Origin of the sequence: Streptomyces sp. Ncost-T10-10d, from assembly GCF_900091955.1 — a bacterium.
GTDB lineage: Bacteria > Actinomycetota > Actinomycetes > Streptomycetales > Streptomycetaceae > Streptomyces.
In genome coordinates, this window is record NZ_FMDF01000033.1 from 1 (window position 1) to 13,937 (window position 13,937).

At 72.3% G+C, this 13,937-nt stretch carries 13 protein-coding genes and 1 pseudogene; 4 read left to right on the top strand and 10 right to left on the bottom strand.

The genetic code is table 11. The features are described 5' to 3' along the window. The 6 genes and pseudogenes from GA0115254_RS02885 to GA0115254_RS02910 all read right to left on the bottom strand — a co-directional run. A pseudogene (locus tag GA0115254_RS02885) lies at window positions 1-349 on the bottom strand (hypothetical protein); the annotation flags it as partial. A 138-nt stretch (window positions 350-487) separates the two neighbouring features. Next, a complete protein-coding gene (locus GA0115254_RS02890) occupies window positions 488-1,285 on the bottom strand; it encodes a type III pantothenate kinase (RefSeq protein WP_093893671.1) in 798 nt (265 codons plus the stop codon). After that, window positions 1,285-2,328, bottom strand: coding sequence for a carboxylating nicotinate-nucleotide diphosphorylase (gene nadC, locus GA0115254_RS02895; RefSeq protein ID WP_093893672.1), 1,044 nt, complete (start codon window positions 2,326-2,328; stop codon window positions 1,285-1,287). The genes GA0115254_RS02890 and nadC overlap by 1 nt, the downstream gene beginning before the upstream one ends. A 2-nt stretch (window positions 2,329-2,330) precedes the next feature. Then, window positions 2,331-4,073 (bottom strand): L-aspartate oxidase, encoded by a 1,743-nt coding sequence (locus tag GA0115254_RS02900; protein ID WP_093893673.1) that lies wholly within the window; start codon window positions 4,071-4,073, stop codon window positions 2,331-2,333. Continuing rightward, window positions 4,070-5,149, bottom strand: a complete 1,080-nt coding sequence (gene panC / locus GA0115254_RS02905) for a pantoate--beta-alanine ligase (protein WP_093893674.1) — start codon at window positions 5,147-5,149, stop codon at window positions 4,070-4,072. The genes GA0115254_RS02900 and panC overlap by 4 nt, the downstream gene beginning before the upstream one ends. Continuing rightward, window positions 5,146-6,096 (bottom strand): Rossmann-like and DUF2520 domain-containing protein, encoded by a 951-nt coding sequence (locus GA0115254_RS02910; protein WP_093893675.1) that lies wholly within the window; start codon window positions 6,094-6,096, stop codon window positions 5,146-5,148. Before GA0115254_RS02910 ends, panC begins: the two co-directional genes overlap by 4 nt. Window positions 6,097-6,294: 198 nt before the next feature. Between GA0115254_RS02910 and GA0115254_RS02915 the strand changes: the two genes are divergently transcribed. Next, complete coding sequence (locus tag GA0115254_RS02915; RefSeq protein ID WP_370740818.1) at window positions 6,295-7,509, top strand: threonine aldolase family protein; 1,215 nt, start codon at window positions 6,295-6,297, stop codon at window positions 7,507-7,509. A 73-nt stretch (window positions 7,510-7,582) separates the two neighbouring features. On the opposite strand, the gene GA0115254_RS44165 is transcribed toward GA0115254_RS02915, so the two are convergent. After that, window positions 7,583-7,753, bottom strand: coding sequence for a hypothetical protein (locus tag GA0115254_RS44165; RefSeq protein WP_176739953.1), 171 nt, complete (start codon window positions 7,751-7,753; stop codon window positions 7,583-7,585). Between the two features lie 104 nt (window positions 7,754-7,857). Between GA0115254_RS44165 and GA0115254_RS02920 the strand changes: the two genes are divergently transcribed. Further along, window positions 7,858-8,970 carry a DUF5937 family protein gene (locus GA0115254_RS02920; RefSeq protein ID WP_093893739.1) on the top strand — a complete coding sequence of 371 codons (1,113 nt, stop codon included), beginning with the start codon at window positions 7,858-7,860 and terminating at the stop codon, window positions 8,968-8,970. A gap of 11 nt (window positions 8,971-8,981) precedes the next feature. Here the strand turns inward: GA0115254_RS02920 and GA0115254_RS02925 are convergent, their stop codons facing one another. Genes GA0115254_RS02925 through GA0115254_RS02935 form a run of 3 tightly spaced genes read right to left on the bottom strand, consistent with a single transcriptional unit; the run spans window position 8,982 to window position 11,530 of the window. Beyond that, window positions 8,982-9,590, bottom strand: coding sequence for an AAA family ATPase (locus GA0115254_RS02925; RefSeq protein WP_176739954.1), 609 nt, complete (start codon window positions 9,588-9,590; stop codon window positions 8,982-8,984). A gap of 3 nt (window positions 9,591-9,593) precedes the next feature. After that, window positions 9,594-10,271, bottom strand: coding sequence for a response regulator (locus tag GA0115254_RS02930; RefSeq protein WP_093893677.1), 678 nt, complete (start codon window positions 10,269-10,271; stop codon window positions 9,594-9,596). Between the two features lie 56 nt (window positions 10,272-10,327). After that, window positions 10,328-11,530, bottom strand: a complete 1,203-nt coding sequence (locus GA0115254_RS02935) for a sensor histidine kinase (RefSeq protein WP_093893741.1) — start codon at window positions 11,528-11,530, stop codon at window positions 10,328-10,330. 96 nt (window positions 11,531-11,626) lie between these two features. Here GA0115254_RS02935 and GA0115254_RS02940 point away from each other — a divergent pair, with 96 nt between their 5' ends. Beyond that, a complete protein-coding gene (locus tag GA0115254_RS02940) occupies window positions 11,627-12,625 on the top strand; it encodes an SAM-dependent methyltransferase (RefSeq protein WP_093893678.1) in 999 nt (332 codons plus the stop codon). A 135-nt stretch (window positions 12,626-12,760) separates the two neighbouring features. Further along, window positions 12,761-13,903: an NADH-quinone oxidoreductase subunit D gene (locus GA0115254_RS02945; protein ID WP_093893679.1), complete on the top strand. Its 1,143-nt coding sequence runs from the start codon at window positions 12,761-12,763 to the stop codon at window positions 13,901-13,903. The last annotated feature ends 34 nt before the right edge of the window (window positions 13,904-13,937 follow it).

Genomic DNA, 13,937 nt, shown 5'->3' on the forward strand with positions numbered 1-13,937 from the left:
CCGACCGCTCCGCGAGCGCCTGACAACGCTCCAGGAGCGCTGCGGCCACCGGTCCGTGGCGCAGGGCGCGCAGCGCGGCGAGGTCGTCGGGACGGGGGTCGTATCCGCCCGCCAGGGCGTCCTGGAGAAGCTCCAGATAGCCGCTGGCGGAGCCGGGGAGGGCGCTGCGGTAGCGGACGAGGTCGGCGAGGAGGAACGTGCGCAGCCGTCCCGCCTCGCCGACCGCCTCGTCCACAGCGCCTGCCAGCCGCAGGCAGTCCTGGACGTCCTCGTCGGGCAGGGGCGTGGGGTGAAGGGCGATGGCGAGGGCGCGTCGGAGCACACGCAGCTCGTCCGCGCTGAACGCCATACCGCCGCGTGATCCGTAAGGCGTGGGCATGACGCGACAATACGTGCTAAATGGACAAAATCGGCTTAGCTGGCCGTTGACGGCGCGGCGGCGGCCCCCGTTCCGCCGAACCGTTCCCGCAGGTACGCTCCGTATCCGCTACATCCGGGACACATTCCGCTCGTACACCAGACGCAGACCGATGAGGGTGAGCCAGGGCTCGTGCTCGTCGATGACGGAGGACTCGCCCAACACCATCGGCGCAAGGCCGCCCGTCGCGATGACGGTGACGTCGTCGGGGTCGGCCGCCAGCTCCTTCTTCATCCGTGCGACGACACCGTCGACCTGGCCCGCGAAGCCGTAGATGATGCCCGACTGCATCGCCTCGACCGTGTTCTTGCCGATCACACTGCGCGGCCGGGCCAGCTCGATCTTGCGGAGCTGGGCGCCCTTGACGCCCAGTGCCTCGACCGAGATCTCGATGCCGGGGGCGATGACACCGCCGCTGTACTCGCCGCGGGCGGAGACCGCGTCGAAGGTGGTGGCCGTGCCGAAGTCGACGACGATCGCCGGACCGCCGTACAGGTCGACGGCGGCGACCGCGTTGATGATGCGGTCCGCGCCGACCTCCTTCGGGTTGTCCATCAGGATCGGCACCCCGGTCTTGATGCCCGGCTCGACGAGGACCGCGGGGACGTCGCCGTAGTAGCGGCGGGTCACCTCGCGCAACTCGTGCAGGACGGCCGGGACCGTGGAGCAGATCGCGATGCCCTCGATGCCGTCGCCCAGTTCCTCGCCGAGCAGCGGGTGCATGCCCATCAGGCCCTGGAGCAGCACCGCGAGCTCGTCCGCGGTGCGGCGGGCGTCGGTGGAGATCCGCCAGTGCTCGACGATCTCCTCACCGTCGAACAGGCCGAGGACGGTGTGGGTGTTGCCGACGTCGATGGTGAGCAGCATCAGACGCCGGCCCCGTCGGTGTCGCGGAAGTCCAGGCCGATGTCGAGGATCGGCGAGGAGTGGGTGAGCGCGCCGACCGCCAGATAGTCGACGCCTGCTTCCGCATAGGCGCGTGCGGTGTCGAGGGAGAGCCGGCCGGAGGACTCCAGGACCGCGCGGCCGCCGACCAGGGCAACCGCCTCGGCCGTCTGCAGCGGGGTGAAGTTGTCCAGCAGGATCAGGTCGGCGCCCGCGTCGATGACCTCGCGGACCTGCTGCAGGGTGTCGACCTCGACCTCGATCGGTACGTCCGGGAATTCATCGCGTACGCGCTTGAAGGCCTCGGCCACGCCGCCCGCCGCGACGACGTGGTTGTCCTTGACCAGCGCCGCGTCCGACAGCGACATGCGGTGGTTGACGCCGCCGCCGCAGCGCACCGCGTACTTCTCCATGGCGCGCAGGCCCGGGGTGGTCTTACGGGTGTCGCGGACCTTGGCCTTCGTGCCTTCGAGCGCATCGGCCCAGGCGCGGGTGGCGGTCGCGATGCCGGAGAGCCTGCACAGCAGGTTGAGTGCGCTGCGCTCGCCGGTGAGCAGGTCGCGGGTGCGGGTGGTGACGGTCAGCAGCTTCTGGCCGGGGGCGACGCGGTCGCCGTCCTCGACGTGGCGCTCGACCGCGAACTCGTCCGTGCAGACGATGGACAGGACGGCCTCGGCGATGCGCAGACCGGCCACGACGCCCGCCTCACGGGCGGTGAAGTCGCCGGTGGCCACGGCGTCCTCGGAAACGGTTGCGACGGTGGTGACGTCGACACCGCCGTCGAGGTCCTCCTCGATGGCGACGTGCGCGACGTCCTCGACCTGGACCGGGTCCAGGCCCGCGTCGGCGAGGAGCTGGGCGAGGTCGGGGTCGAGGCCGCACTCCAGGGGGTCGAGCTCGTAGAACTCGTCCCCGCCGCAGCCGCAGCCGTCCCCGCAGCCGCCCGCGGACGGTGCGGGCGCGCCGATCTGGATCAGCGGTACGTCCACGGGTGTGGGGCGCGGATTCTCTTCGGGCGTGCTCACGGTTACGGCTCCTCGATGACGTCGGCGGGGTGAATCAGTGGTGCTGCTGCGCAGTCTGGTGCCTGCGTCGGGCGTACGGGCCCGAATGCCTCGGTCTCCGTCCGACGGAGGACCGGTTGACGCTCCGGGGTGAGCCGGACGACGAGGTGGCGGCGCCAGTTCTCGTCGTCGCGCTCGGGCCGGTCCTCGCGCCAGTGGCAGCCGCGGGTCTCCTCGCGTCGGCGGGCGGCGGCGACCAGGACACGCGAGACGAGGAGCAGGTTGGTGGCCTCCCACGCCTCGACACCGGGCACCGCGACCTTGGGCTCGGCAGCCCCGGCGGCCTCGGCAGCGCTGTTGTGCAGGGCCTCCAGCTCCTCTGCGGCGGCGGCCAGGCTCTCGGCGGAGCGCAGGACTCCGGCGCCCCGGGTCATGATCCGCTGGATCGTGGCGCGTGCCTCGGGGGCGAGCAGCGGCGACGGGGCGGGAACGGTACCGGCTGTCGCGGCGCCCGCGCCGGGCCGGTCCTCGACGATGTCCGCCGCGATGCGCTCGGCGAAGACGAGGCCCTCCAGGAGGGAGTTGGACGCCAGCCGGTTCGCACCGTGCACGCCGGTGCAGGCGACCTCGCCGCAGGCGTACAGGCCGGGCACGGTCGTACGTCCCCGCAGGTCGGTGCGGATGCCGCCGGAGGCGTAGTGCGCGGCGGGGGCGACCGGGATGGGTTCGGTGACGGGGTCGATGCCGTGGGCGCGGCAGGCCGCCAGGATGGTGGGGAAGCGCTGTTCCCACATCGCGGCGCCGAAGTGGCGGGCGTCGAGATACATGTGCTCGGTGCCGTGCAGCTGCATCCGACGGGTGATGGCCTTGGCCACGATGTCGCGCGGGGCCAGCTCCGCCAGTTCGTGCTGGTCGGCCATGAAGCGCGTGCCGGACGCGTCGACCAGATGGGCGCCCTCGCCCCGTACCGCCTCCGACACCAGGGGCTGCTGGCCCTCGGAGCCGGCGCCGAGGAAGAGGACCGTCGGATGGAACTGGACGAATTCGAGGTCGGAGACCTCCGCGCCGGCCCGCAGCGCCAGGGCCACGCCGTCACCCGTGGAGACCGCCGGGTTGGTGGTGGCGGAGAAGACCTGGCCCATGCCGCCCGTGGCGAGGACCACCGCGGGGGCGCGGACCGCGCCGACGCCGTCGTGCTGGCCCTCGCCCATGACGTGCAGGGTGACGCCCGCGGTACGGCCTTCGGCGTCCGTGAGAAGGTCCAGGACGAGAGCGTTCTCGACGGTGTGCAGCGCGGCTTCGCGGACCGCTCCGACCAGGGCGCGGGAGATCTCGGCGCCCGTCGCGTCACCGCCCGCGTGGGCGATACGGCGGCGGTGGTGGCCGCCCTCGCGGGTCAGCGCGATGTCGCCGCTGTCCGTGGTGTCGAAGTGGGCGCCGGTCTCGATCAGCCGGCGTACGGCGTCGGGGCCGTCGGTGACCAGGGTCCGTACCGCGGCCTCGTCGCACAGGCCCACGCCCGCGACCAGGGTGTCGTCCAGATGCTGCTCGGGGGTGTCGCCGTCGCCGAGGGCAGCCGCGATGCCGCCCTGCGCCCAGCGGGTGGAGCCGTCGTCGAGGCGCGCCTTGGTGACCACGACGGTGGCGAGGCCCGCGGCTGCGCAGCGCAGCGCGGTGGTGAGACCGGCCACGCCGGAGCCGACCACCACGACGTCCGCGTCGATGGACCAGCCGGGGGCGGGGGCGGTCAGCCGTATTCCGGTCACGTGGTGGCTCCGAAGGTCAGCGGGATGTTGTCGATCAGGCGGGTCTTGCCGACCTTCGCGGCGATGGCGAGGATCGCGTCACCGGTGGTGCGGTCGTCGGGGATCTCGGTGAAGTCGGCCGGGTCCACGAGCGCGAGGTAGTCCAGGGCGAGCGGCGGCTGTTCGGCGGCCGCGTCGTCGAGGATCAACTGCGCGGCGGCGCGTACCGCCGCGGGTCCGTCCACGGGGCGGGCCAGCGCCACCGCCTGGGTGTCGGCGGCCGCGCGGGTCTCACCGAGCGCGGTGAGCGCGGCGGCCCTGCCGGTGGTCGCCGCGGTGGTCTGCGCGCGGGCGTGCAGCGCCTGCTGGGCGGCGAGCCTGTCCCGCGCGGCGAACAGGGCCCGGGACACGGCGAGGGCGGTGTGCCGTTCCTCGATGTCCAGGAAGCGGTTGCGGCTGGAGAGCGCGAGGCCGTCCGGTTCGCGGACCGTCTCCACACCGACGATCTCCACGGGGAAGTTCAGATCGCGCACCATGCGGCGGATCAGCGCCAGTTGCTGGGCGTCCTTCTGCCCGAAGAACGCGGCATCGGGGTGGGTGAGGTGCAGCATTTTGGCGACGACGGTCAGCATCCCGTCGAAGTGCCCGGGGCGGGAGGCTCCTTCGAGCCGCTCGCCCATGGGGCCCGCCGAGATCCGGACCTGCGGTTCACCGCCGGGGTAGACCTCGTCGACGGACGGCGCGAAGACCGCGTCCGCCCCGGCGGCACCGGCCACGGCGAGATCGGCGTCGAGGGTACGGGGGTAGCGCTCCAGGTCGGCGGCCTCGCCGAACTGGAGCGGGTTGACGAAGACGGTGACGACGACCTGGCCGTCCGTGCCCGCGGCCGCACGTGCGGTACGGATCAGGGTGGCGTGGCCCTCGTGCAGGGCTCCCATGGTCATGACCACGGCCCGCTGTCCCTTGAAGGGGGCGAACGCGGCGAGTTCGGCGGCCGTACGGAGAAGGGTGGCCGCGGGGGCGGTGCCGGGCGTGCGGGGCGGGGCGGCGGTGTGGGGCGTACCGGACGTGCCGGGCCCGCCGGTCCTGTTTGTCATCGGGACTCCTGTGATCCGGGGCCGCCCGTCGTGCCGGCGCCGTCCGCCAGGACTCCGAGCAGGTCCTCGGCCAGCTCCGGCTTGAGCATGCCGTGGGCGAGCGCGCGGTCGGCGGTGGCGCGGGCCATCGCGACATACCCGGCCACGGCCTGCGGAGCGTGTCTGCGCAGCTCGCCGATGTGCGCGGCGACCGTGCCCGCGTCACCGCGAGCCACTGGGCCGGTCAGCGCGGCATCGCCGGAGCGCAGGGCATTGTCGAGCGCGGCACCCAGGAGGGGGCCGAGCATCCGGTCGGGGGCGGCGACCCCGGCCGTACGCAACAGCTCCATCGACTGGGCGACCAGGGTGACCAGGTGGTTCGCGCCGAGGGCGAGCGCCGCGTGGTAGAGCGGGCGGGACTCCTCCGCGATCCATTCGGGCTCGCCGCCCATCTCGATGACCAGCGCCTCGGCCGCGAGCCTCAGCTCCTCGGGGGCGGTCACGCCGAAGGAACAGCCGGCCAGCCGCTGGACGTCGACCGAGGTGCCGGTGAACGTCATCGCCGGGTGCAGGGCGAGCGGCAGGGCGCCGGCCCGCAGAGCCGGGTCCAGCACCTTGGTCCCGTAACGCCCCGACGTGTGGACGATCAGCTGTCCCGGCCGCACGGCGCCGGTCTCGGCGAGGCCCTCGACCAGGCCGGGCAGGGCATCGTCGGGAACGGTCAGCAGCACCAGCTCGGCGCGCGCGAGGACTTCGGCGGGTGGCACCAGCGGTACGTCGGGGAGGAGGGCGGCAGCCCTGCGCACGGACGCGTCGGAGACACCCGACACGGCAACCGGTCGGTGCCCTGCGAGCTGCAGGGACGCGGCGAGAGCAGGGCCGACGCGGCCCGCGCCGACGACGCCGACCGTGAGGCGGGCGGGGCGGTCCCTCGCGTCGAGGGGCTCCTTGGGGACTGTTGCATTCACGCGGCGGTGCCTTCCGTTCCAGTCCGCGGGGGGTACCGGACGATTTCTCTGCATGCTACGCCAGCGTTTCGTCCTGACTCCTGGCTGTCCACAGCCTGTGGGAAAAGTCCGGGCAGGGGCGCGGCCCGAGGTCCGGGTGAACCCGGAAATCGTTCGGGCCCGAGCTGCACTCTGCGTGATGATCGTCCCATGACAGACATGGCGGACAAGGCCGAGCAGGCACAACAGCAGCAGGCGCAGGACGGCGCGCGGAGCGACGCTCAGGAACCGGAGCGGCCGAAGGAGGACGCGCAGCGGCTGCGCAGGACACATGCCTGGCGCGCGGCCGAGAGGGTCCTGATGAGGCCGCCCGTGTACCGCTCGCTCGGTGAACGGCTGGCCGCGCTGGCGGCGGGGGCCGGGTCGGTCACCGATCCGGACCGCCCTGTGGACATCTACGGCGACGGCGTCGTCGCCGAGCTGGAGGGGCGGATCGCGGAGCTGCTGGGCATGGAGGCCGCCGCGTTCTTCCCGACGGGGACGATGGCCCAGCAGGTCGCGCTGCGGTGCTGGGCCGGGCGGACCGGCAATTCCACGGTGGCGCTGCATCCCCTGGCGCACCCCGAGGCGCACGAGCGCGGCGCGCTCGAGGCGGTGAGCGGGCTGCGTACCGTCCATCCGACGTCCGAGCCCCGGCTGCCCACGGCGCAGGAGATCCGTGACTTCGCCGAGCCGTTCGGCACGATGATGCTGGAACTGCCGTTGCGCGATGCCGGTTTCGTCCTGCCGACGTGGGAGGAGCTGGAGGCCGTGGTGGCGGCCGCACGGGAACGCGATGCAGTGGTGCACGTCGACGGCGCACGGCTGTGGGAATGCGCCCCCCATTTCGGGCGGGAGCTGCCGGAGATCGCGGCGCTCGCGGACAGTGTGTACGTGTCGTTCTACAAGACCCTCGGCGGAATCTCCGGGGCCGCCCTGGCCGGTCCCGAGTCGCTGATCGAGGAGGCCCGCACCTGGCGTCACCGGTACGGCGGGCAGATCTTCCAGCAGTTCCCTGCGGCACTCGCCGCCCTGATCGGCCTGGAGCAGGAGCTGCCGCAGCTGCCGTCGTACGTGGCACAGGCGAAGGTGGTGGCCGGGGCGATGGCCGAGGGCTTCTCGGCGGCGGGCATCGGTTGGTTCCGGGTGCATCCTGAGCCGCCGCACACGCACCAGTTCCAGGTGTGGCTGCCGTACGAGGCGGATGTCCTGGCGGAAGCGTCGGTGCGGCAGGCGGAGGAGACGGGCGTGGCGCTCTTCCGCGTCTGGCACCCCGCGGCTTCCGGGCCGCCCGGGGTGTCGTTCACCGAGGTCACGGTGGGGCGGGAAGGGCTGGAGTGGACGGCGGCGGATGTACGGGCCGCGGTGGAAGAGTTCGTGAAGCGGCTGGCTTAGCCGGGGGGGGTGCCAGGCGGACCGGGAGCACCGGACACGTTTGCCCCGGGGCCCCGCCCGGACGGTTGCGTCCTCAGGCCCCGGACGGACCGGATCCGCCGGGCCGGGCGGGCCGTGTGCGGCGCCAGTGGTCACGGATGGCCCGCAGCACGGACCCGTCGTGCCGGCCCGGCGGTGGCGGCGGCGCTTCCCCCCGCTGAGCCGCGCGATAGCTGTCGATCATGTGCTGCTGAATGGCGTCCATGGCCTCAGCGTGGGGCGGCCCCGGCTCTCCCGCCCGTCGATTGACGACCACCGTCAAACGGCGCGTGGCCTGCTGCGCACACCCCGCACTATGGAGGGGTGAGCGTGCACATCGACATCGCGGGGCTGGCGCCCGAGCGCATCGTTTTCGAGACCTCCCCCCTCGCCGAGCTGGGGCTGGCCCTGCACGCCCTCTCCGAGCCGGGGCACCACCCGGGCCTGCACGGCTGGGCGACGGCGACCGCGAGCGCACTGGAGCCCGATCTCGCCGACCGGCTGCACGAGGCCGACTTCCTGTGGCGCCACACGTTCTCCGACGTCTTCATGCCGTTTGCCGGGGTCCGTGGCGGCAACGGCAGAACGGGGGCGAACCTCGCCGAGGACCTGGACATCCTCGACCGGCTGGACGACGAGCGGTTCGTCTCCGCCGCACTGGAATTCACCTGTCACAGCCTGTACGGGACGGGCGCGCCCTCGCCGCTCAGCGACGCGACGATGCGAGCCCGCGCCCTGGACATGGCGGCGGCGCGCGGCCCCCGGCAGGTGGAGTTCACCGAGCAGCTGCTGACCGACCCCACCTCTGTGCGCCGCTGGGTCCGGCGCCTGTTCGAGGAGTGCGACCAGGCGTTCTTCGCCGACACCTGGCGGCGCGTGCAGGTCCAGCTGGTCGCCGACGCCCGGCACAAGACGGATCTGCTGCGGCGCAAGGGGCTCGGCGAGGCGGTGGGCGCGGTGTCCCCGGCCCTGTCGATCGATGAGGCCGGGACCCGGATCAGTGCCGACAAGCTGACCGAGGGCCGGACCGACGCGGCCGACCCCGCCGTCGGCCCCGGGCTCACCCTCATCCCGTCCACCTTCGGCTGGCCGCACCTGAATCTGCTGCACGCGCCGGGCTGGCGTCCGGTGATCCACTACCCGGTGCACCACCCCGAGCTGCCCTCCCCCGCCTCCGTGGAGCTGCTCCAGCTGCGCATGGAGGCGCTGGCCCACCCGATGCGGATGCGCCTGTGCCGCCATCTCGCCCGTTCCGCGCACACGACCGGTGAACTCGCCGACACGTACGGCATCACGGCGCCCGAGGTCTCCCGGCATCTCGCTGTGCTGAAGAAGGCCGGCCTGGTCACCACCCGGCGGCGCGGCCGGTATGTACTGCATCAGCTGGACCTGACCGTGGTGGCACGGCTCGGCAGCGACTTCCTGGAGGGCATCCTGCGCTGAGCCGTGCCGGTTCAGTCGAAGCGGATGTGCTTGATGCCCGTCCAGGTACGCCGCACCCGGTGCCGCAGCGCGCTGTCCCTGTCCGGCAACGCGGTCAGCCCCGCCGATCCGGCGATCCGGTCGGCGACCTGCGGGATCGTCAGCCGGTCGGTACGGAGGTGCTCGGCGAACTCCGGCTCCACGAGCCGCTCCAGGCAGTGATCCAGCTTCCGTACGGCGAAACTCTCCCGCTTCAGCCCGCGCCCGAGCCCGCGTTCGGACAGCCGGCGCAGCACCGTGGCCCGCTCGGCGAGCAGCGCGAAGTGGTGCACCGTGTGCCCGTCGTCGCGCAGCCGCCCGATGATCTCGGCGAAGTAGCCGGGGTCGACGAGCGTCATCGGAACGATCACCGGCCCCGGATGACCCCGCAACGCCAGTTCCAGCACCTCGCGAACGCCGTCGCGCCAGGCCGTCAGATCCTGGAAGTCACCGCGCAGTCCGGGCGGCAGCATCCGGTGCAGCCCAAACCCGACGTGCTCGGGGTCGCAGACCACGCTGCCGGGCAGCCGCCGATTCAGCTCGTACGCCGTTTGCGTCTTGCCGCCGCCGAACGGTCCGTTGATCCAGAGCAGCGCGCCCACGGGTCAGCCCACTCCGCCGCCGCCGGCCCGGACCAGCCCCGTCTCGTACGCGAGGACGACGACCTGCACCCGGTCGCGCAGGCTCAGCTTGGTGAGGATGCGGCCCACGTGCGTCTTCACGGTCGCCTCGGAGAGCACCAGGCGGGCCGCGATCTCGCCGTTCGACAGACCCTGCGCGACCAGCAGCATCACTTCGCGTTCGCGTTCGGTGAGCTTGCCGATGCCCTTGTGCTGCGGTTCGCTGTTGCCGCTCGGCAGCAGCGGTGAGAAGCGGTCGAGCAGCCGACGGGTGGTGGACGGGGCGACGACGGCGTCGCCGCTGTGCACGGAGCGGATGGCGGCGAGCAGTTCGGCGGGCGGCACGTCCTTGAGCATGAAGCCGCTGGCCCCGGCCTTCAGCCCGGAGAAGGCGTACTCGTCGAGGTCGAACGTGGTCAGGATGAGCACCTTGGGCGCATCCGGCTGCGCACAGATGCGCCGGGTGGCCTCGACGCCGTCCAGCCTCGGCATCCGGACATCCATCAGCACCACATCGACGGCGGTGGAACGCAGGATCTCGATCGCCTCCGCGCCGTCGCCGGCCTCGGCCACGACCTCCATGTCCGGCTGGGCGGCAAGCACCATCCGGAAGCCGGTGCGCAGCAGCACCTGGTCGTCGACGAGCATCACGCGGATGGCCATGAGGTGTCCTGTCTCCCATCTGTCCTGCAAATCTGTCCTGCAAAAAATCCGAAGACCTAATGGGCCGGCTTGAGCGGCAGCAGTGCGCTGATCCGGAACCCGCCGCCGGGCCGCGGCCCGGCATCCAGCGTGCCGCCGACCATGCCGACCCTCTCGCGCATACCGATCATTCCGTGGCCCGCGCCGTCGGCGCCGCCGTCCTCGTACAGCTCGTGCGCCGCGCCCCGCCCGTCGTCCTCGACCAGCAGCCCGAGCCCGTCGTCGAAGTAGACCAGCCGCACACTGGCCCCGGCGTCCGGGCCGCCGTGCTTGCGGGTGTTGGTCAGGGCCTCCTGCACGATGCGGTACGCGGTCAGCTCGACCCCGCTGGGCAGCGGGCGCGGCGTGCCCTCGATCTTGAAGTCGACGACCAGTCCGGTCTGTCTGACCTGCTCGATCAGGTCCTCGATCTGCCCGACATCGGGCTGCGGGACGTACTCCCCGCTCTCCTGACTGTCGCCGGTCCGCAGCACCCCGAGCAGCCGCCGCATCTCGGCGAGGGCCTGCCTGCCGGTGCTGGAGATGGTCTCCAGGGCCTGCCGGGCCTGGTCCGGGGCCGCGTCCATGACGTACGCCGCACCGTCGGCCTGCACCACCATCACGGAGACGTTGTGCGCGACGACGTCGTGGAGTTCGCGGGCGATACGGGCCCGCTCGGCGGCCACCGCGACCTTCGACTGCGCCTCGCGCTCCCGCTCCAACCGGGCTGCGCGCTCCTCCAGCTGGCTGAAGTAGGCGCGCCGGGTCCGCATCGAGTCGCCGAGCACCCAGGCGAGCACGAACGGCACGGTCATCACGATGACGATGAAGACCTGCTGGGGCCAACTGGTCTGCGGGACGTCCTGCGGCCAGCGCAGTTGGGAGATACCGGCCGCACCCAGGCTGCAGACCAGTGCGAGCCGGGACGCCCAGCGCTCCCCCCGGGTGGCCACGGTGAAGACGATCACCAGCATCGCGAAGTTCGCGATGCCCGGCTTGACCCCGAGCGCCAGTTGCGCGACGCCCATCGCGACGGTGAGCAGCAGCATCTTCTCCGGCGCGTGCCGGCGCAACGCGACGACGGTGCAGAGGCCGACGACGATCGGCAGGGCGGCGAGCCGCTCACCGGCGCTGTCCGCATGCGCCACCATGGACAGGCCGGAGAGCCCGAGGAGGCAGACAGCCCAGAAGCTGTCGACGCCCGTCGGGTGTCTGCGGATGAAGTCGTAGAGGCGCTGCACGTAACCCAGCGTAGGGACAGGCGGGAGGTGCATGGGTCAGCCGAAGGGCCGATCCAGCTGCTGGGACCGTACTCCCCAAGGTGGAGACTTGGAAACGTGACGGATGAGTGGCGTGGGTGGCAGGAGGCGACAGAGACCGCTTTGTACGGAGACGGGGGGTTCTACCGGAGCCCCGAAGGACCGGCGGGCCACTTCCGTACCTCCGTCCACGTTTCCCCGCTGTTCGCCTCCGCCGTCGCCCGGCTGCTGGTGAGGACGGCGCGGGAGCTGGGCACGGACTCGGTCGACCTGGTGGATCTGGGGGCGGGGCGGGGCGAACTGCTGACGGGGGTGCTGGCGGCGCTCCCGGCCGTGGGCGCCGACGGTCTCGCCGTACGGGCGTACGCCGTGGAGATCGCCGCCCGCCCGGCCGCTCTGGACCCGAGGATCCAGTGGTGCGCCGAACCACCGCCGGGGACGCACGGTCTGCTCTTCGCCAACGAGTGGCTGGACAACGTCCCGACCGACGTCGCCGAGACCGACGCGGACGGTGTCGACCGGTATGTCCTCGTCCGGACGGCGGACGGTACGGAACGGCTGGGCGAACCGGTGACCGGGGCGGACGCCGAGTGGCTGCGCCGCTGGTGGCCGTCGGCCGGACCGGGCAGCCGTGCGGAGATCGGCCGACCGCGCGACGAAGCCTGGGCGCGGGCGGTGTCCACGCTGTCCGGGGGGCTCGCGGTGGCGGTGGACTACGCCCATGTGAGGGAGGCACGGCCTCCCTTCGGCACGCTGACCGGCTTCCGGTCCGGCCGCGAGGTGCGGCCGGTGCCGGACGGCAGCTGCGACCTCACCTCGCACGTGGCGCTGGACGCGTGCGCGGCGGCGGTGGACGCCGGGGCCGGCGCACCGCCCGAGGTTCTGACGCAACGCGAGGCCTTGCACCACCTCGGCATCGACGGCGAGCGCCCACCACTGGCCCTGGCGACGACCGACCCGGCCGGCTACGTACGGGCCCTCGCCTCGGCGGGCGAGGCAGCGGAACTGACGGCCCGGGGCGGCCTGGGCGACTTCGGCTGGCTGCTGCACCGAAAAATCGGCCCCGCCGGCGATTGAGGCGCGGAGCGAAATCCAGCCCCGCCGACGATTGAGGAGCGGGCCCGGGGCAGGGCCCCGGTCGGACCGGCCCCGCCGGCGCTTGAGCCGCGGGGCCCGCGGCGGAGCCCCGGACGCTCAGGGAATACTGGCTGTATGACGGAGACGACAGTCGGCATCGGCGGCGCAGCGGAGAGCACCGACATGGTGCTCAACATCGGCCCCCAGCACCCCTCCACCCACGGCGTGCTCCGTCTGCGCATCGTCCTCGACGGCGAACGCATCCAGCACGCCGAACCGGTCATCGGTTACATGCACCGCGGCGCGGAGAAGCTGTTCGAGGCCCGCGACTACCGGCAGATCGTGATGCTCGCCAACCGCCACGACTGGCTGTCGGCGTTCTCCAACGAGCTGGGCGTCGTGATGGCCGTCGAGCGCATGCTCGGCATGGAGGTCCCGGAGCGCGCGGTCTGGACGCGCACCCTGCTCGCCGAGCTGAACCGGGTCCTGAACCATCTGATGTTCCTCGGTTCGTACCCGCTCGAACTCGGCGGGATCACCCCGGTGTTCTACGCCTTCCGCGAGCGCGAGGAGCTCCAGGCCGTGATGGAAGAGGTCTCCGGCGGCCGGATGCACTACATGTTCAACCGGGTCGGCGGCCTCAAGGAGGACCTCCCGGCGGGCTGGCTCGGCCGCGCCCGGGACGCCGTCGCCTCGGTCCGGTCCCGGATGGACGTGTACGACGACCTGGTGCTCGGCAACGAGATCTTCCGGGGTCGTACCCGCGGCGTCGGCGTGCTGTCCGCCGAGACCGTGCACGCGTACGGGGTGTCCGGTCCCATCGCCCGCGCCTCCGGGGTCGACTTCGATCTGCGCCGCGACGAGCCGTATCTCGCGTACGGGGAGCTCCAGGACACCCTCAAGGTCGTCACCCGCACCGAGGGCGACTGCCTGGCCCGCTTCGAATGTCTGCTGGAGCAGACACACAACGCCCTGGATCTGGCGGACGCCTGCCTGGACCGGATGGCCGGCCTCGCGCCCGGCCCGATCAACCAGCGGCTGCCCAAGGTGCTGAAGGCCCCCGAGGGCCACACCTACGCCTGGACCGAGAACCCGCTCGGCATCAACGGCTACTACCTGGTGTCCAAGGGCGAGAAGACCCCGTACCGGCTGAAGCTCCGATCCGCCTCGTACAACAACATCCAGGCACTCACCGAGCTCCTGCCGGGCACGCTGGTCGCCGACATGGTAGCGATCCTGGGCTCGCTCTTCTTCGTCGTCGGCGACATCGACAAGTAGGCCGCCACCCAGGCCGACTCGCGCAGCGCCTGCG